The following is a 16,523-nucleotide window of genomic DNA, read 5'->3' as shown; positions in this document are numbered from 1 at the left end:
CCCCGTTGCGGGCCCGGCCCGTACCGCGCCGGCACCGAGCCCGTGACCCCGAGATCCATCCGATGGCGCAACAGAGAAGGAGCAACCTGGCGTGGGCGACAACCGCAAGGTCACCATCGCGGCCATCGCCCGCGAGGTCGGCGTCTCCGTACCGACGGTTTCGCGGGTCATCAACGGCCGCTCCGACGTCTCGGCGGAAACGCGCGAACGCGTCGAGCAGGTCCTCAACCGCCACGGTTACCAGCGCAGGCCCACCGCCGTACGGAGCACCGCCGGTCTGATCGACCTGGTCTTCAACGATCTCGACAGTCCCTGGGCGGTCGAGATCATCCGTGGGGTGGAGGATGTCGCGCACGCCGCCGACGTGGGGACCGTCGTCTCGGCGATCCACCGCAAGACGTCGTCGGCCAAGCAGTGGCTCGACAACATGCGCGCCCGTACCACCGAGGGGGTCATCTTCGTGACCTCCGCCCTGGAGCCGCCGCTGCAGGCCGAACTGCGTCGGCTCAACATCCCCGTGGTCATCGTCGACCCTGGGGGCGTACCCACCCAGGGGGCGCCCACGATCGGCGCGGCCAACTGGACCGGCAGTCTGCGGGCGACCGAGTACCTGATCGGCCTCGGCCACCGCCGGATCGGGTTCATCGCCGGACCCCCGCAACTGCTGTGCAGCCGCACCCGGCTCGACGGCTACCGGACCGCGATGGAGGCCGCCGGGCTGCCCGTCGACGGCAAGCTCATCCGACCCGGCAACTTCTACCACGAGGCCGGCTACACCGGCGGCAGCCTGCTGCTGGAACTGCCCGACCCGCCCACCGCGATCTTCGCCTCCAGCGACCAGATGGCCCTCGGGGTGTACGAGGCCATCCGCCGCCGGGGCCTGCGGGTCGCCGACGACGTCAGCGTGGTCGGCTTCGACGACCTGCCCGAAGTACGTTGGTGCTCGCCCCCGCTGACCACCGTGCGTCAGCCCCTGGCGGAGATGGGCATGCTCGCCGCCCGTACGGTGTTGCGCCTCGCCCAGCGCGAGAAGATCGAGAGCCCTCGGGTCGAACTCGCCACCGAGCTGGTCGTCCGGGACAGCACCGCACCTCCGCGCGGCTGAGCCACCGCTCGTACGGCGCTCGCCCGGAAGCCGGTCGCGGCCTCGACCGCCTCCGACTTCCGGACGACGCCGGCGCTGCGGTACGGGCTACTCGCCGGAGGGTACGGCGAGCGGGGTGCCGAGCCTCGCCGGAACGCCGAAGTTGGGTGTTACGTCGGCGTTCCAGGTGAACCGCTGGGCACGGGTGGAGCGGTTCATGTCACAGCCGCCGCCGACCGAGTCGTTGCCGACTGTCAAGGCATCGATGTGCGTCTTGACCCGCCAACCTGTTAGCGATAACACTGGCCTTGAAACGATTCGACGACTGTCAATGTCGATCCGCCCCAGGGAAGGTTGTCCACGATGTCGATGCGCAGGAGGACGCTGGTCGCGGCGGCGACGGCGCTCGCCGTACTGGTCGGGCTGTCGCCGGCGCCGCCGGCAAACGCGGCACCACCGGTGAACCACAGCAATCCCCTGGTCAACCAGCGCGCCGATCCGCACATCTTCAAACACAGCGACGGTTACTACTACCTCACCGCCACCGTCCCCGAGTACGACCGGATCGTGCTGCGCCGCGCGACCACGTTGCAGGGGCTCTCCACCGCCCCGGAGACGACCATCTGGCGTCGACACACCAGCGGGGAGATGGGCGCTCACATCTGGGCTCCCGAGATCCACTTCATCAACAACAGGTGGTACGTCTACTTCGCCGCCGGGCGCACCGACGACATCTGGCGGATCCGGATGTACGTCCTGGAGAGCACCGGCGCCAACCCGCTCACCGGCGGCTGGACCGAACGCGGACGGATCACCACCCCGTGGGACACGTTCGCCCTGGACGCCTCGACCTTCGTGGTGAACGGGGTGCGCTACCTGACCTGGGCGCAGCAGGAGCCGGGGGTGTCGACCAACTCGAACCTCTACCTCGCCCGGATGGGCACCAACCCGTGGACGATCACCGGCACGGTGACCCGGTTGACGGTGCCGTCCTACGACTGGGAGACCCGCGGCTACCGGGTCGCCGAGGGACCGGCGGTGATCCAGCGCAACGGACGGGTCTTCCTCACGTACTCGGCGAGTGCGACGGACGCCAACTACTGCCTCGGCCTGCTGACCGCCTCCGCCACGGCGAACCTGCTGGACGCCTCGTCCTGGACCAAGAGCCCGACACCCGTGTTCACCACCAACACCGCCACCGGCCAGTACGGGCCGGGGCACAACTCGTTCACGGTGTCCGACGACGGGCAGAGCGACATCCTCGTCTACCACGACCGCAACTACCGGGACATCACCGGTGATCCACTCAACGATCCGAACCGGCGTACCAGGATCCAGAAGCTGTACTGGAACGCCGACGGCACACCCAACTTCGGCATTCCGGTGCCGGACGGCGCGTCACCCGTACGGCTGCGTTCGCACGACCTCACCGGCAGCTACATCCGGCACTACGACTACCGGGGACGGGTCGAGGCCAACGTGACGAACCTGGCCGACTCGCAGTACCGGTTCGTCACCGGCCTGGCCGGCTCCGGATCGGTGTCGCTGGAGTCCACCAACTTCCCCGGTTACTACCTTCGGCACCGCAACTACGAGGTCTACGTCGAACGCGACGACGGCTCGGCGCAGTTCCGGGCCGACGCCAGTTTCCTGCGCCGGCCGGGCCTGGCCAGCAGCGCCGGAGTCTCGCTGGAGTCGCAGAACGCCCCGGGCCGGTACGTCCGTCACCGCGCCGGACTGCTCTACCTGGAAGCGGTGAGCGGGGCGGCGAACCAGGCGACCGCCACGTTCCACCTGGAGTGACCAACACCCGGTCCGAGTAACCGGGCACCTACCGATCGTTGGCCGGCGGCGAAGAGTCGTCGGCCAGCGCGGCGGTGAGCCAGGGGCGCAACAAGCGCAGCACATGTGCTGGCTGCGCGGCCTCGGTCGGGTCCAGCCCGTCCAGGATCCGCACGTCCCAGCCGAACGCCTCCAGCTCCGACCGCCGGCTCCGCACCACGGCGCCGACGTCCAGCGGCACACCGGCGCGCTGGCCGTACGGGACCTCGTCGGTGGCGCCGACGAAGCAGAGCCGGGGGCAGGTGACCTGGGCCTGGATCGCCCGGTCGTCGAATCCCTGCAACGACTCGTACAGCGTGACGAACTGCCGGGCCCGCGGCTCACCCGTCCCCTCCTCGGGCTCCCCCGAGACCGTCGCCTCGTACGCCCGCTCGGTGGCCCGCAGCGCCTGCGCGTACGGGCCGTCGATCGGCGGGAAGCCGCCGATGACCAGCGCCGAGAGGCGGCGGGTACGGATCGCGAGCTGTAACCCGCTCATGCCCAGCCAGGAGTACCCGTAGTAGGCGAACCGGTCGGCCCGCGCCGCGTTGGCGATGGCGAGCAGGTCGGCGGTGATGTTGCCGGGAGTCAGGGTGTCCGGCCTCGGGTGCCGCCCGAGGTGGCCCTCGTAGTCGAACACGACCACCCGGAATTCGTCGCGAAGACCCTCGACCAGCGGATTGCCCTCGGCCGGGTCGGTACGCCCGTCCGGTGTCTCCGCCGACGGTTGCGGGCCGACCGGCAGCAGGACGGCCGGACCCGAGCCATGGATCGCCACCTCGATGGCGGTTCCGTCCTGCAGTGGCACCTTGGGCATGGGCGGTCTCCGGCTTCGGCTCAGGAGATCAAATCATCTTGTCGCGGCTGGGAGAAGACGTGTCCGGACGGTTGCACGATCACGCAGTCGGAAAACTAGGAGCCGAAGGCGGTGAGGAACCGGTCCCGGAAGGCGTCCATCCGCCAGACCGGTGCCTGCGGGCCCGGCCGCAGACCGTCCTGCCAGCCCCAGCCGGAGACCCGGTCCAGTACGGCCGGATCGTGGGCGACGATGGTGATCGGCACGTCCCGGCTGGCGTTCTCACCGGTGACGATCGGGGCGGGCTGGTGGTCGCCGAGGAAAACGAGGACGAGGTTGTCGTCGCCGTAGTTCTCCACGTAGGAGATGAGGCTGCTCAGCGAGTATTCGATGGATCGCCGGTACTCGGTGCGTACCCGGGAGGGGTCCCGCCAGACGTCGTCCGGCGACTCGCCCTCCTTGGCGATCGAGTTGTAGACCGAACCGTCACCGAGTTCGTTCCAGCCGACCATCCGGGGAATCGGCGCCCACGGACCGTGGCTCGACACCAGCGGGATCTCCGCCATCACCGGCGCGTGGTCGGGGTTGGCCCGCTCGAAACGTTCGAAGGCCGACAGGGTGAACTGGTCGGGCACCGGGGCGTAGCTGAACTTCGGCCCGTGATAGCCGAGGTCGTCGACGCCGTACACCTGGTCGTTGCCGAAGAACTTTCCCTCCGGCCAGGGCTGGGTCAGGGCCGGCATGACGGCGACGGTACGCCAGTCGGCCCGGCGGAAGGCGCCGTTGAGGGTCAGCCGGTCACTGGCGAGCAGGTTGTTGTGGCGCTGCTGGTTGTCGATCCAGAGGCCGGACAGCAACGTCGCGTGGGCCAGCCAGCTACCGCCGCCCGCGGTCGGTGAGGTGAGGAAGGCGCTGCGGGAGGCGAACCCGGCCGCGTTCAGCCGCTGGTTGCCCGCGTCCAGGAGCGCACCGACCTGGGGTGCCATCTCCGGGTCCTCGACCGCGTCGCGCCCGTAGCTCTCGACGAAGGCGAAGATCACGTCCTTGCCCCGCAGACCGGTGAGCAACCTGTCGCCGGGGGTGTCACGGAAGGCGTCAACGGTGACCTCCTCGGCGAAGGCGCTCTGGTCGCGCAGTCCCGCCCGGACCTGGAGCGTACGGTCGTACGCGAGGTCGGCCGCACTGTTGGCGGCGACCGGCACCCCCGGAACGATCTGCGCGCCGAGTACGGCGCAGGTGACCCAGACCGCCCCGAGTGCCGCGACGGAACGGGCCGCGGTGGTGCGGTGGCGTACCAGGGGTCGGGTCAGGCGCAGGACCGACAGGGTCATCAGGACCAGGACGGCGACGACGAGCAGGGCGAGCCCGATCGCGGCGGCGATCGCACCGAAGCGGCCGATCGAGTCGGTGAGGAAGGACAGCGCGTCGTCCAGCAGGACCCAGTCGAGAACCAGGTCGAACGGCCGGTCGAGGACCTCGAAGAAACCCATGTCGATGATCTTCACGATGGTGAGCAGCCCGAGGGCCACCCCGACGATCGCGGCCACCACCCGTCTCGTGCGACCGGGCAGGACGAGCAGGAGGGCGACGCCGACGAGCCCCTCGAGCGGGATGCGCAGGAACGCCGCCGGGCTGAGCCGACCGATCTGGTTCGGTGCGACGAGGGCGAACAGCACGAGCAGGACAGCCAGGGTCGTGGTCACCCCCGCCAGGATCCGGCGCTTTCGGCGTACGGCGACGGTGTTGTCGGCCGCGACAGTGGCCTCGGCCGGCGGGCCGGCGTCGGCGTCGGCCTTCGTCGAGGGGCTGGTGGCGTCGTCGGCCGGCACGATCTCCGCGCGGTTGTCCGTCGCCGAGTCGTGCGTGGTGGAGAGGTCGTCCATGGTGGTCGGTGCGTCCTTCGTTCAGATCAGGGACAGGATGTGGCCGAGTCCCCGTGGTCCGGTGTCGACCGGCGGCGGCAACAGGAACACGTGCATGCCGGCGGCCACCGCACCGGAGTCGGTCAGCGGGTTGTCGCCGACCATCAGGGTCCGTTCCGGACGTACCCGCATCCGGTCGCAGGCGGTGAGGAACACCTCGGCGGCGGGTTTGCAGACGCCCTGCTCGAACGACATCACGACGGTGTCCAGGAAGGGCGACAGACCCAGCAGGTCCATCGCGGGACGCAGGTCGAAACCGGTGTCGCTGACGATGCCGACCGGCAGGCCCCGGTCGTGCAGGGCCTTCAGGGTGGGCAGGGTGTCCGGGAAGGCCTCCCAGGACTCGGCGCTGACGGTGAGTGCGTACAACTCCTCGCTCAGCCCGGGAGCGAGCCGCTCGCAGCCGGCCGAGGTGTACAGGGCGGTCCACACCTCGCGGTGCCGGTCGTTCGACAGGTCACGACCCTTGGCCAGTTCCTCGGCCGTACTGCTGCGGCCGAGGACCCGGCGCCACACCGATGCCACCTCGTCCGGGTCGAGCGCTTCGGCGCCGAGCCTGGCCGCCGCCCGGTGCAGCAGCTTCTCACCGCTACCGGAGAGCCGGATCAGGGTGTCGCCCGCGTCGAACAGGACCGCCTCGAACTGACTCACGTCCGCGTCTCCTCGTGTGCTCCGGCCCGCAACTGCGTGAACAGCAGGCGGGCAGTGTCGTCCCGGATCGGTGGGGGTCGCCGCGGGCCGGGGTCGCGGGCGGTGCGGTGATGCTCGAACAACGGTGGTGGCCGGGTCACGGCACCGGGTCGTGGAAACGGTGGCCCCGACCCGCCGCCGTGCGGACGATTCCGGCCGGGCCGGTCCCCCGGGCCACGACCGCGTGCGCAGACATGTTCACCAGCAGTCTGCTCCCCGTACGCGCCGCCGGTGCCACCCGGACCGAGGGCTCGGGCCGACGACGCCGGGCCAGCCGGGCCGGGCGGTGCTGCCAGAGCCACCCGACGTCGCGGCCGAACGACTCGACGAGCAGGGCCAACGCCACCGCCACCGCGGTCACCGTCAGCGGCCGGGGCAGCACGTCCGCCGCCGCGAGCACCAGGACGATGCCCTGGGTGGCCGCGACGACCTTTCGCCAGTAGCGCGGTGGCAGGGTTCCCCGCATCCACGGCAGCACCCAGATCGCCACCACGAAGACGTAACGCATGCCGCCGATCGCCAGCGCCCAGACGCCGACCGGTTCCACCACGTAGACGCTGAGCACGAGCAGGAGGAAGGCGTCGACCTCCATGTCGAACCGCGCCCCGAGCGCGGTGGTCGTGCCGGTACGCCGGGCGACGTGACCGTCCACCGCGTCCAGTACGAGCGCCACGGCGGTGAGGGTGACCAGCAGCCCCACCGGGGTGGGCCGGTCGAAGGAGTCGACCGTCAACGCGGTCACACCGCCGACGAGCGTCGCCCGGCTCAGGGTCACCCGGTCGGCCGGACTCAGCCGGCCCGTGCCCGAGTCCCGTAGGCCCCGGGTGAGCAGGACGCACATGACGGCCCCGTACGTGACTCCCGCGAGCCAGCCGGCGGGACCGAGGCCGACTGTTCCGGCAAGGCCGGCGAGCAGGACAACCTGGACTATCAGCCCAATTATGGGACCGCTTTGAACCGTGCGCACCCTGCCTCCGTGTCTATCGTGTGTACGCCCTTGATAGGGAAACACGTAAAATGCGGCCGTTCGGTTCGATCGATCTTGAGGAAGGAGGAACCGGTGACGCGCGAGGCACACGCCTTCTGGCTACGGTCGCCCGGCGAGGGCGAGATCCGGTCGGTGACGCTGCCCGACCCCGGCCCCGGCGAGGTCCTCGTCCGCAGCCGGTACTCCGGCATCAGCCGGGGCACGGAGACGCTGGTGTTCTCCGGCGGTGTGCCGGTGAGCCAGTACGCGGCGATGCGCGCACCGTTCCAGGAGGGCGACTTCCCCGGTCCGCTCAAGTACGGCTACCTGAACGTGGGCGTCGTCGAGGAGGGTCCGGAGGACCTGCTCGGGCGTACCGTGTTCTGCCTCTACCCGCACCAGAGCGCGTACGTGGTGCCGGCCTCCGCCGTGGTTGCCGTACCCGATGGGGTTCCGCCGGCACGGGCGGTGCTGGCCGGAACCGTGGAAACCGCGGTGAACGCCCTGTGGGACGCCGCGCCGCTGGTCGGTGACCGGATCACGGTGGTCGGTGCCGGCATGGTCGGTTGCAGCGTCGCGGCCCTGCTCGCCCGGTTCCCCGGGGTCCGGGTCCAGTTGGTCGACGCCGATCCGGAGCGGGCCGACGTCGCCAAGGCGCTGGGCGTCGAATTCGCGCTGCCGGCCGACGCCGCGCAGGGACGCGACCTGGTGGTGCATGCGAGCGCATCGTCCGCCGGGCTCCAGCGGTCGCTCGACCTGCTCGCCCCGGAGGGCACGGTCGTCGACCTGAGCTGGTACGGCGACCGCACGGTGAACCTGTCGTTGGGCGGGGCGTTCCACTCCGGCCGGCTGACCATCCGCAGCAGCCAGGTGGGCATGGTCTCCCCGGCCCGCAGGTCGAGCCGGACCTACGCCGACCGGCTGGCGCTCGCCCTGGACCTGCTCCGCGACCCCGCGTTCGACACGCTGATCACCGGCTCGTCCCGGTTCGACGCGCTGCCCGACGTGCTTCCCCGACTGACCGCGGGCACCCTGCCCGCGCTGTGCCACCTCATCACCTACGGAGAGTGAAAACCTTGTTCAGCGTGACCGTCCGTGACCACATCATGATCGCCCACAGTTTCCGTGGCGAGGTCTTCGGACCCGCCCAACGGCTGCACGGGGCGACGTTCGTCGTCGACGCGACGTTCCGCCGGACCGCTCTCGACTCCGACAACATCGTGGTCGACATCGGGCTCGCCGCCCAGGAACTGAACGCCGTACTCAGCAAGCTCAACTACCGCAACCTCGACGACGAGTCCGCGTTCGCCGGGATCAACACCTCGACCGAGGCACTCGCCCAGGTGATCGCCGACCGTCTCGCCGAACGGGTGCACGCCGGTGCCCTCGGCGAGGGCGCGCGGGGGCTGGAGGGCATCGCGGTCACCCTGCACGAGTCGCACATCGGGTGGGCGAGCTACGAGCGGCCACTGTGACCGCAGCAGGTGGCTCCGCCACCGTGGTCCACGTGGTGCTGCCGAACGACATCGACGATCCGAGCACCCCGAGCGGCGGCAACAGCTACGACCGCCGAATCTGCGCGGGCCTCGCCGGGTCCGGGTGGGCGGTGCACGAACATGCCGTACGCGGGGCCTGGCCGCAGCCCGACGGGACGGCGCGGGACGAGGTGGGGCGCGTACTCGCCGGGCTGCCGGACGACGCGGTGGTGCTGCTCGACGGGCTGGTCGCGTCGGCCGTACCGGAGGTGCTGGTACCGCAGTCGCACCGGCTGCGCCTGGTTGTCCTGGTCCACCTGCCGCTCGGTGAGGGGGCCGTGGAGTCGCGTGCGGCCGAGGACGAGGCCCTGGCCGCCGCGGTCGCGGTCATCACCACCAGCGCGTGGACCCGGCTCCGGCTGATCGACCTGTACGGGCTGCCGGGCGACCGGATCCACGTGGCCACCCCGGGCGTGGCCGAGGCACCGGTGGCGCCCGGATCGGCCGCCGGTTCGGAGCTGCTCTGCGTCGCCGCCGTCACCCCGCACAAGGGCCACGACGTGCTGACGTCCGCCCTGGCGGCGGTCGCGGACCTGCGGTGGAACTGCCTCTGCGTCGGCGCCCTCGACCGGGACCCGGCCTTCGTCGACCGGGTACGGCAACAGGCGACCGCGCACGGCCTGCGGGACCGGGTACGCCTGGTCGGCGCGCGTACCGGTGACGAACTCGACGCCGCGTACGCCGGTGCCGACCTGCTGGTACTGGCGTCGCGTGGCGAGACGTACGGCATGGTGGTCACCGAGGCGCTGGCACGGGGAATCCCCGTCCTGGCCACGGCGACGAACGGGTTGCCCGAGGCCCTGGGGCACGCCCCGGACGGCAGCCTGCCCGGCATCCTGGTGCCGCCCGACGACCCGGCGACCCTCGCCGGTGCACTGCGCCACTGGCTCGACGACGCCGGCCTGCGCGACCAGCTCCGGCGCTCCGCCCGGGGCCGCCGGGGCACCCTCACCGGCTGGGCGGTCACCTCCGCGCTGGTGGCGAACGTGCTCGGTTCCGCGCTGGTGACCGTGGGGAGGTCGGCATGAGCGAGGAGGTCGGTCGCGTCACCGCGGCCTGGCTCGGGCTGCGGGAGCCCGCCGACGCGGCCGCCCGCGCGCCGGAACTCGTCGAACCGGTCCGCCGTCACCTGGCCGGCAACCCGCTCACGGTGGTCCACGACCTCGGCACCGGCACCGGATCGATGGGCCGTTGGCTGGCCCCGCGGCTTTCCGGCCCGCAGCACTGGGTGATGTACGACCGCGACCCCGACCTGCTGGAACACGCCAAGGCCGAGATGACCGACACGGCCGCCGGCGGGGCTCCGGTCACCGTCGAGACCCGGCAGCGGGACATCACCCGACTGACCGCCGAGGACCTCGCCGGCGCCTCCCTGATCACCGCCTCGGCGCTGCTGGACATGCTGACCGTCGAGGAGATCGAACGGATCGTGGCGGTCTGCGCCGACACCGGTTGCCCGACCCTGCTGACGCTCTCGGTGATCGGACGGGTGGCACTCACCCCGGCCGACCCGCTCGACGCGGAGCTGACCGAGGCGTTCAACGCCCACCAGCGGCGTACGGTCGACGGCCGGACGCTGCTCGGACCGGACGCCGTACGGGCCACCGTGGAGGCGTTCGGCCGGCGCGGAGTGGACGTGACCGTACGGTCCAGCCACTGGCGACTCGGCCCGGAGCAGGCCGACCTGACGGCCGAGTGGTTCGACGGCTGGGTGGGCGCGGCGTGCGAGCAACGACCGGAGTTGACCGGCCCGGCAGCCGCCTACGCGGCACGCCGTCTCGCGGAAGCCGCCGCCGGACGGCTCGGGGTGGTGGTCGAGCACAACGACCTTCTCGCCAACTGTGAATGAACCTTTGACCGCCGCAGCACGTGTACCCGAGAAGATGTTCTTCGAGGGAGGCCGGTTTGCGAAAGGTACCCACACCACGCCCACCGTCGCGCCGCCCGCTCGGGGCGTCCCGGTGATCCGCCCGAACTGGGCCCTGGTACGGACGGTCAGCGGGATCGGGATCCTCGCCGTCCTGCTGTGGTGGCTGGGTACCGGCCCGTTCCTCGACGGGCTGCGCCTGATCGACGGGTGGGCCCTCGCGGCGGCGCTCGGCATCGGCGCGCTGACCACCCTGTGCTGCGCCTGGCGGTGGAGCCTGATCGCCGGCGGTCTCGGCGTCCGGCTGCCGCTGGGTACGGCCGTTGCCGCCTGCTACCGGGCGGTGTTCCTGAACTCGACCCTGCCCGGCGGTGTGCTCGGTGACGTGCACCGGGCGGTACGCCACGGGCGGGACACCGGCGACGTCGGGCGCGGTATCCGGGCGGTGGTGTGGGAACGCACCGCCGGTCAGGTCGTCCAGGCCGTCCTCGCGGTGGCCGTCCTGCTCGCCCTCCCGTCGCCCGTACGGCCGTACCTGCCGGCCGCGACCGCGCTGGTGGTGGCCGGTGTGCTCGGTGCCGTACTGCTGGCCCGGGTGCTGCCCCGGCGCGGGCCGTCGCGGTGGGCGCGGGCACTGCGCACCACGGAGGCGGATGTCCGCGACGGCCTGATCGCCCACGGCAAGTGGGTCGGCGTGCTGGTCGCCTCCACCGTCGTCGTCGCGGGGCACCTGGCGACGTTCCTGGTCGCGGCCCGGACGGCCGGTGTCACCGCCCCGCTGTCCCAACTGGTGCCGCTGACGTTCCTGGCTCTGCTGGCCATGAGCGTACCGGCCAACGTCGCCGGCTTCGGACCCCGCGAGGGGGTGGCCGCCTGGGCGTTCGGGGCGGCCGGGCTCACCGCCTCCCAGGGCATCTCCACCGCCATGGTGTACGGGGCGCTGGTGCTGGTCGCGAGCCTGCCCGGCGCCGCGGTGCTGCTGATCCGGCGGGTCCGGGTGCCTGCGGTCGTGCCGGCGGTCGTGCCCCGACGAAGCGCTGTGCACGGTTGAGCGCGTCCCGGTTCGGCACGGTCCAACAGAGGAGAAGAATGTACGACGCACTGCCTGTCGCGACGGTTCGGACGCAGGTCACGGTACCGCTGGAGTTCCCCGACGGATTCGCCACCACCGCAAGGGTGTTCACCTTCGACGGCCTGGTGGACGGCCGGGAACATCTCGCGTTCGGCCTCGGTGACTGGGCGGGATCGCTCGACCGGCAGCACGGCGAGGGACCCGTACCGCTGGTCCGCCCGCACAGCGAGTGCCTGACCGGAGACGTGTTCGGCAGCCAGCGGTGCGACTGCGGCCCGCAGCTTCGTGAGGGTGTCGAACGGATCGCGGCGGCCGGTGGTTTCCTGCTCTACCTGCGGCAGGAGGGGCGGGGCATCGGCCTGTACGCCAAGCTCGACGCGTACGCGCTCCAGGACGCCGGCCTGGACACGTACGAGGCGAACGTGGCGCTCGGTCACGGCGAGGACGAGCGTGACTACACCGCCGCCGCCCAGATGCTGGCCACCCTGGGGGTGGAGCGGGTCGCCCTGCTGACCAACAATCCGGACAAGGCCGAGCAGCTCGGCGAGCTGGGGTTGGTGGTGACGGAGTGCGTACCGACCGGGGTGTTCCTCTCCCCCGCCAACGCCGGCTACCTGGCGGCGAAGGCCAGCCGGGCGGCCCGTGCCTCGGATCTACCGTTCGTCCGGTGACCCGGTCACCGCGCCCGGCCGGGTGGGAGTCACCGTGCCTGGCCGGGTAGCAGGAGGTGGGCGTTGACCGTACGGACCTCGTCGGCGAGGTCGGGGATCTCGACCACCTCGACACCGGCTTCCTCGAGCAGTTCCACGGCGTGGCAGTCGGCCAGCAACGGCGGTTCCCGCAGTGCGAAGGCGACCCGCCGGAGCCCTGCGGCGATGATGAGCTGGGTGCAGGTCCGTGGGCGGGACCTGCGGACACTGCACGGCTCCAGCGAGCTGTAGATCGTGGCACCCGTGAGGTCCACGCCGGCCAGCTTGGCCAGCGCCGACTCCTCCGCGTGGACGTGCGTGTCGGTCTCCCGGGAGAACCCGTCGGCCAACCGCACCCCGTCGGCGTCGACCACGATCGCGCCGACCGCGTAGGCGAAGCTGACCGGCGGGCTGTGGTGGGAGAGTTCGATCGCGGCGGTAAGCCAGCGCCGGTCGTCCTGGGTCACGCCGCACCGAACCGGTCGGACAGGGCGTAGCGCAGCAGCACGACATCCTCGATCTGGCGGACCTCGGCCAGGTGGGCGCGGCGTCCCGGATGCCACGGGTACCGGCCGTCGTTGACGAAACGTGGGGCGCGGCAGTCGCCGACAAAAAACGGGGCGATCACCAGGTGCAGTTCGTCGGCCAGTCCGGCGGTGAGGAACTGGGTGTGCATGGTGCCGCCGCCCTCGACCACCAGCCGGCGTACGCCACGGGCGGCGAGGTCGGCCAGCGTCCGCTCCGGGGTCACCGGGTCGCCCGCGTCCACGACCGTCGCCGAGTCACCGAGTCGGGCGCGGGTCTTGTCGACCGCCGCCGTCGCACAGTAGACGATCTTGTCGGTCTCCCCGGCGGTGAAGAAGAGCGCGTCCGGGTCGAGGTCACCCCGACCGACGACGGTGACCTTCGTCGGCGACGCGGGCAGACCCCGCGCGACCCGCCCGTCCCGGCGCTGCTGCGAGCGCACCAGCAGCCGCGGGTTGTCCAGCCGGATGGTGTTGGCGCCGACCAGGATCGCGTCGCAGTCGGCGCGTACCGCGTCGACCCGGTCGAAGTCAGCGTCGTTGGAGAGCAGCAACCGCTGGTCGGTCGCGTCGTCGAGGTAACCGTCGATCGAGGTGGCGCAACTGAGCAGTACGTAGGGTCGCTCACTCACCGGCCGACTCCCTGCTTGTTTCCCGTGGCATCAACCGGCGACCGCGATCCAGGTGGCGCGGGCCCGGGCCAGTTCGGCACCGTCGGGGCCGTACAGGGTGCTGTGCACGAGAGCCTTACGACCCTCGGCGGCGGCCAGCTCGCCCACCACCACGCACAGGTCACCCGGCGCCGGCATCCGAACCGGTTGGACGGCGATCCGGCCGAGCACGTACGGCCGGGCGGGGCCGATGATCGCCCAGCCGCCGGGGCAGTCGAGCGCGGCCCAGACCATCGCCGGCGACACGTCGGCCGGGACCGTCCAGGGGGCGGCGGTGCGGCCGTCCGACACCGGGCCGGGGAAGATACCGAGGCCGTCGGCGCGGTCGGGTCCGCAGACGTAGCAGGTGGGGAACGGATGACCGGTGAACCCGACGTACGCGGCGGAGGCGCGCTGCGCGTCGGCGTACCCGATCGGTGGGACCACGGTGTCGACGGCTCCGGTCGGCGCGACCTCGGCCACGACGGCGCCGTCCGGGTCCCGGACCCGGCCCTCGACCAGCGACAGCGGCGTGTCCAGCGGCGGCGGCATACGCAGCGTGACCTCGCGCGGGGCGCCGTCGGCGAAGATTCCGGCGCTGTAGCCACCGTTGCCCGAGCCGGGTGGTCCGTTGAACCGCCCAGGGATGATCATCCGTCCCGCCCTTCAGCCAGCTCGCCCGAGACCCGCAACGGGCTCCCGATTGCCGTGGCGGCTTGGCCGGGCACGCACCAGACCCGGCCGACCTGCCGTGACGATACCGCGTGCCGGGTCGGGGGCCGCCGACCGGCTTTCGATCATGCCCTGTTGTCGGCTCCGGTCGAGGACCGCGGACGATCATGACTTCGGTCGAGATTGTTACTAGCGCCAATTGGTTTGTTATGGAAACCTATTGGCATGACTTCAGATGCGGTTCCCGCCGGCGGCGACCCCCGCCGGCTGCTGGCTGACGCGCGCGACCTCGCGCACCGGGTCCGTCTCGCCCAACGGGTGACGTGGCTGCCGTTGCTGGTGCTGGCCCTGGTGACCTTCGGTGCGATCCCCGCGTACCGGTACGGTCACCAGGTTCTCAGCGAGTGCCGTCCGGTGGACGACGGCGAGGTGTGCAAGGTCTGGTTCCAGTCCGCGTCCATCTACTGGTGGACGGCGCTGGTCCTGGCGTACGTGGTGATCGCCGCCGGATACCTGCGGGTCGCCCGCGCCCGGGGACTGGGCACCCGGGTGGTGCCGTACGTCATCGTGGGCATCGTGCTGGTCGCCCTGTTCACCGTCGGGCACCTGGTGGTGGGGAACTACCTCCCGCCGCCGGACCGCTCGGACCCCCTGCCCTGGGTCGTCCTCGCCCTGTTCCGACTGACCGACTTCACCGGCTCGATCGGGCTGGCGCTGCTGGTGCTGGCCTGGTTGGAACGCCACCGGGCGCTGCTGCTGTTCGCCCTCGGATACCTGACGGTGATAGCGGTGCCGATCAACTTCGGCTGGGGAAACCACTGGGGCAACCAGTGGGAGTTCGCACCGATGCACGTCATCAGCGGCGGCGTGCTGCTGGCGGGCAGTGCCGGTTTCGCGCTGGCGCAACGGCTGCGACAGCCCCGGTGACCGACCCCGCCGACACCCCGGACGAGACCGAATCCCCGCACCCGGTCACCGGGCTCGACGACGTGGTGCACCAGCGGGTCCGGCTCGGGATCCTCACCATCGCGCACGAGGCCCGACGGGTGGAGTTCGGATTCCTGCGTACCCAGTTGGCGCTGACCGCCGGGAACCTCTCCCAGCACCTGGGCGTACTGGAGACGGCCGGGCTGGTCCAGGTCGAGAAGGGCTACGCCGGGCGGCGGGGCCGGACCTGGATCACCCTCACCGCAGCCGGCAACACCGCACTCGCCGAGGAGATCGCGCGACTCAAGCAGCTCATCGCCCGCGTCGAGACGACCAACGGCCAGTAGGGGCAACGGCCGTGGCAGGATCAAGAGCAATATGACGTCATTCGAACTCTGTATGGACAGCCTGGAGGGGTTGTCGGTGGGCGACGCGCTCGGCGCCCAGTTCTTCGTACCCGGCACCGCCGTCGGTGATCTCGTCGCCGGGGTAGTGCCCGCAGCGCCCTGGCCGTGGACCGACGACACCGAGATGGCCTGCTCGGTGGTGAGCGAACTACACCAGCGCGGACGCATCGACCAGGACCGCCTGGCCGCCACGTTCGGTGAACACTTCGAGCCGTACCGGGGCTACGGCGGGGGTGCCGTGGTCATCCTGCGACAGCTCCGGGAAGGCGCCTCCTGGCGGGAGGTCGACCCGGCCGCGTTCGGCGGGCAGGGCTCGATGGGCAACGGGGCCGCTATGCGGGTCGCGCCACTGGGCGCCTTTCACGCCGGAGACTCGCGTACCGCGGCACTCGAGGCGATGCGGTCGGCGGAGGTCACCCACGCACACAGCGAGGCCATCCTCGGCGCGGTCGCCGTGGCGGTCGCCGCCGCCGAGACGGGATGGGCTCGGTTGGTCCAGAGTCGACCCGACCCCCCGGACCTGCTCGACGCCGTACTCGCCTATCTGGTCGAAAGCCGGGTGAAGACCGGGATCGAACGGGCGCGGACCCTGCTCGGGGCCAGCGTCCGCGAGGCGGCGTACGAGCTGGGCAACGGCAGCCGGGTGCTGGCGCAGGACACGGTGCCGTTCGCGCTCTGGGCCGCGGCCACCCACCTGGACGACTACCCGTCGGCGATCGTCGCCTGTCTGCGGGCGGGCGGAGACGTCGACACCACCTCGGCGATCGTCGGCGGGATCGTCGCCGCGTACACCGGCCGTGGTTACGGCGGGATCCCGGCGGCCTGGCTGGCACACCGGGAACCACTGCCGAGTCTCGTAAGACAGTGAAGCGTGGGGTGGGCGAGCCGGACGGCTCGCCC

Annotated in this window: 19 protein-coding genes; 11 read left to right on the top strand and 8 right to left on the bottom strand. The window is 71.3% G+C overall.

All coding sequences use genetic code 11. The features are described 5' to 3' along the window. The first annotated feature begins 91 nt into the window (after positions 1-91). Positions 92-1,105 carry a LacI family DNA-binding transcriptional regulator gene (locus OIE47_RS31135; RefSeq protein WP_326558097.1) on the top strand — a complete coding sequence of 338 codons (1,014 nt, stop codon included), beginning with the start codon at positions 92-94 and terminating at the stop codon, positions 1,103-1,105. An 87-nt stretch (positions 1,106-1,192) separates the two neighbouring features. Here the strand turns inward: OIE47_RS31135 and OIE47_RS31130 are convergent, their stop codons facing one another. Further along, on the bottom strand, positions 1,193-1,342 hold the full coding sequence (locus OIE47_RS31130) for a hypothetical protein (RefSeq protein WP_326558096.1): 150 nt from the start codon (positions 1,340-1,342) through the stop codon (positions 1,193-1,195). 105 nt (positions 1,343-1,447) lie between these two features. On the opposite strand from OIE47_RS31130, the gene OIE47_RS31125 reads away from it, so the two are divergent. Then, positions 1,448-2,887, top strand: a complete 1,440-nt coding sequence (locus tag OIE47_RS31125; protein ID WP_326558095.1) for a family 43 glycosylhydrolase — start codon at positions 1,448-1,450, stop codon at positions 2,885-2,887. Positions 2,888-2,915: 28 nt separating this feature from the next. On the opposite strand, the gene OIE47_RS31120 is transcribed toward OIE47_RS31125, so the two are convergent. From OIE47_RS31120 to OIE47_RS31105, 4 genes are all read right to left on the bottom strand, one after another. Further along, on the bottom strand, positions 2,916-3,722 hold the full coding sequence (locus tag OIE47_RS31120; protein ID WP_326558094.1) for an alpha/beta fold hydrolase: 807 nt from the start codon (positions 3,720-3,722) through the stop codon (positions 2,916-2,918). A 95-nt stretch (positions 3,723-3,817) separates the two neighbouring features. Next, positions 3,818-5,584 carry a sulfatase gene (locus OIE47_RS31115; RefSeq protein WP_326558093.1) on the bottom strand — a complete coding sequence of 589 codons (1,767 nt, stop codon included), beginning with the start codon at positions 5,582-5,584 and terminating at the stop codon, positions 3,818-3,820. A 21-nt stretch (positions 5,585-5,605) separates the two neighbouring features. Beyond that, entirely contained in the window at positions 5,606-6,274 is a 669-nt protein-coding gene (locus tag OIE47_RS31110) for an HAD family hydrolase (protein WP_326558092.1), read from the bottom strand. 136 nt (positions 6,275-6,410) lie between these two features. Further along, the gene (locus OIE47_RS31105; protein ID WP_326558091.1) at positions 6,411-7,280 is read right to left on the bottom strand and encodes a CDP-alcohol phosphatidyltransferase family protein; all 870 of its coding nucleotides are present in this window, start codon (positions 7,278-7,280) and stop codon (positions 6,411-6,413) included. 93 nt (positions 7,281-7,373) lie between these two features. Here OIE47_RS31105 and OIE47_RS31100 point away from each other — a divergent pair, with 93 nt between their 5' ends. From OIE47_RS31100 to OIE47_RS31075, 6 genes are read left to right on the top strand one after another with little or no spacing between them, the layout of a single operon-like run. Continuing rightward, complete coding sequence (locus OIE47_RS31100) at positions 7,374-8,351, top strand: zinc-dependent alcohol dehydrogenase (protein ID WP_326558090.1); 978 nt, start codon at positions 7,374-7,376, stop codon at positions 8,349-8,351. 5 nt (positions 8,352-8,356) lie between these two features. Next, on the top strand, positions 8,357-8,755 hold the full coding sequence (locus OIE47_RS31095; RefSeq protein ID WP_326563289.1) for a 6-pyruvoyl trahydropterin synthase family protein: 399 nt from the start codon (positions 8,357-8,359) through the stop codon (positions 8,753-8,755). Then, positions 8,752-9,843, top strand: a complete 1,092-nt coding sequence (locus OIE47_RS31090) for a glycosyltransferase family 4 protein (RefSeq protein ID WP_326558089.1) — start codon at positions 8,752-8,754, stop codon at positions 9,841-9,843. The genes OIE47_RS31095 and OIE47_RS31090 overlap by 4 nt, the downstream gene beginning before the upstream one ends. Then, positions 9,840-10,664, top strand: coding sequence for a class I SAM-dependent methyltransferase (locus OIE47_RS31085; protein WP_326558088.1), 825 nt, complete (start codon positions 9,840-9,842; stop codon positions 10,662-10,664). The genes OIE47_RS31090 and OIE47_RS31085 overlap by 4 nt, the downstream gene beginning before the upstream one ends. Before the next feature lie 34 nt (positions 10,665-10,698). Then, positions 10,699-11,733, top strand: a complete 1,035-nt coding sequence (locus OIE47_RS31080) for a lysylphosphatidylglycerol synthase transmembrane domain-containing protein (protein ID WP_442792006.1) — start codon at positions 10,699-10,701, stop codon at positions 11,731-11,733. Between the two features lie 38 nt (positions 11,734-11,771). After that, positions 11,772-12,425: a GTP cyclohydrolase II gene (locus tag OIE47_RS31075; RefSeq protein WP_326558086.1), complete on the top strand. Its 654-nt coding sequence runs from the start codon at positions 11,772-11,774 to the stop codon at positions 12,423-12,425. Positions 12,426-12,454: 29 nt separating this feature from the next. On the opposite strand, the gene OIE47_RS31070 is transcribed toward OIE47_RS31075, so the two are convergent. From OIE47_RS31070 to OIE47_RS31060, 3 genes are read right to left on the bottom strand one after another with little or no spacing between them, the layout of a single operon-like run. Next, the gene (locus tag OIE47_RS31070) at positions 12,455-12,910 is read right to left on the bottom strand and encodes a dCMP deaminase (RefSeq protein WP_326558085.1); all 456 of its coding nucleotides are present in this window, start codon (positions 12,908-12,910) and stop codon (positions 12,455-12,457) included. Continuing rightward, complete coding sequence (locus OIE47_RS31065; protein WP_326558084.1) at positions 12,907-13,599, bottom strand: RibD family protein; 693 nt, start codon at positions 13,597-13,599, stop codon at positions 12,907-12,909. Before OIE47_RS31065 ends, OIE47_RS31070 begins: the two co-directional genes overlap by 4 nt. 30 nt (positions 13,600-13,629) lie before the next feature. After that, the gene (locus tag OIE47_RS31060) at positions 13,630-14,271 is read right to left on the bottom strand and encodes a hypothetical protein (RefSeq protein WP_326558083.1); all 642 of its coding nucleotides are present in this window, start codon (positions 14,269-14,271) and stop codon (positions 13,630-13,632) included. A 243-nt stretch (positions 14,272-14,514) separates the two neighbouring features. On the opposite strand from OIE47_RS31060, the gene OIE47_RS31055 reads away from it, so the two are divergent. Genes OIE47_RS31055 through OIE47_RS31045 form a run of 3 tightly spaced genes read left to right on the top strand, consistent with a single transcriptional unit; the run spans position 14,515 to position 16,491 of the window. Further along, complete coding sequence (locus tag OIE47_RS31055; protein WP_326558082.1) at positions 14,515-15,216, top strand: hypothetical protein; 702 nt, start codon at positions 14,515-14,517, stop codon at positions 15,214-15,216. After that, entirely contained in the window at positions 15,213-15,563 is a 351-nt protein-coding gene (locus OIE47_RS31050) for a transcriptional regulator (RefSeq protein ID WP_326558081.1), read from the top strand. The genes OIE47_RS31055 and OIE47_RS31050 overlap by 4 nt, the downstream gene beginning before the upstream one ends. Positions 15,564-15,594: 31 nt before the next feature. Continuing rightward, positions 15,595-16,491, top strand: coding sequence for an ADP-ribosylglycohydrolase family protein (locus OIE47_RS31045; RefSeq protein WP_442792005.1), 897 nt, complete (start codon positions 15,595-15,597; stop codon positions 16,489-16,491). Positions 16,492-16,523: the final 32 nt, after the last annotated feature.

This window comes from Micromonospora sp. NBC_01796, assembly GCF_035917455.1.
Taxonomy (GTDB): Bacteria; Actinomycetota; Actinomycetes; order Mycobacteriales; family Micromonosporaceae; genus Micromonospora_G.
This window is presented reverse-complemented; position numbering and strand designations above follow the sequence as displayed.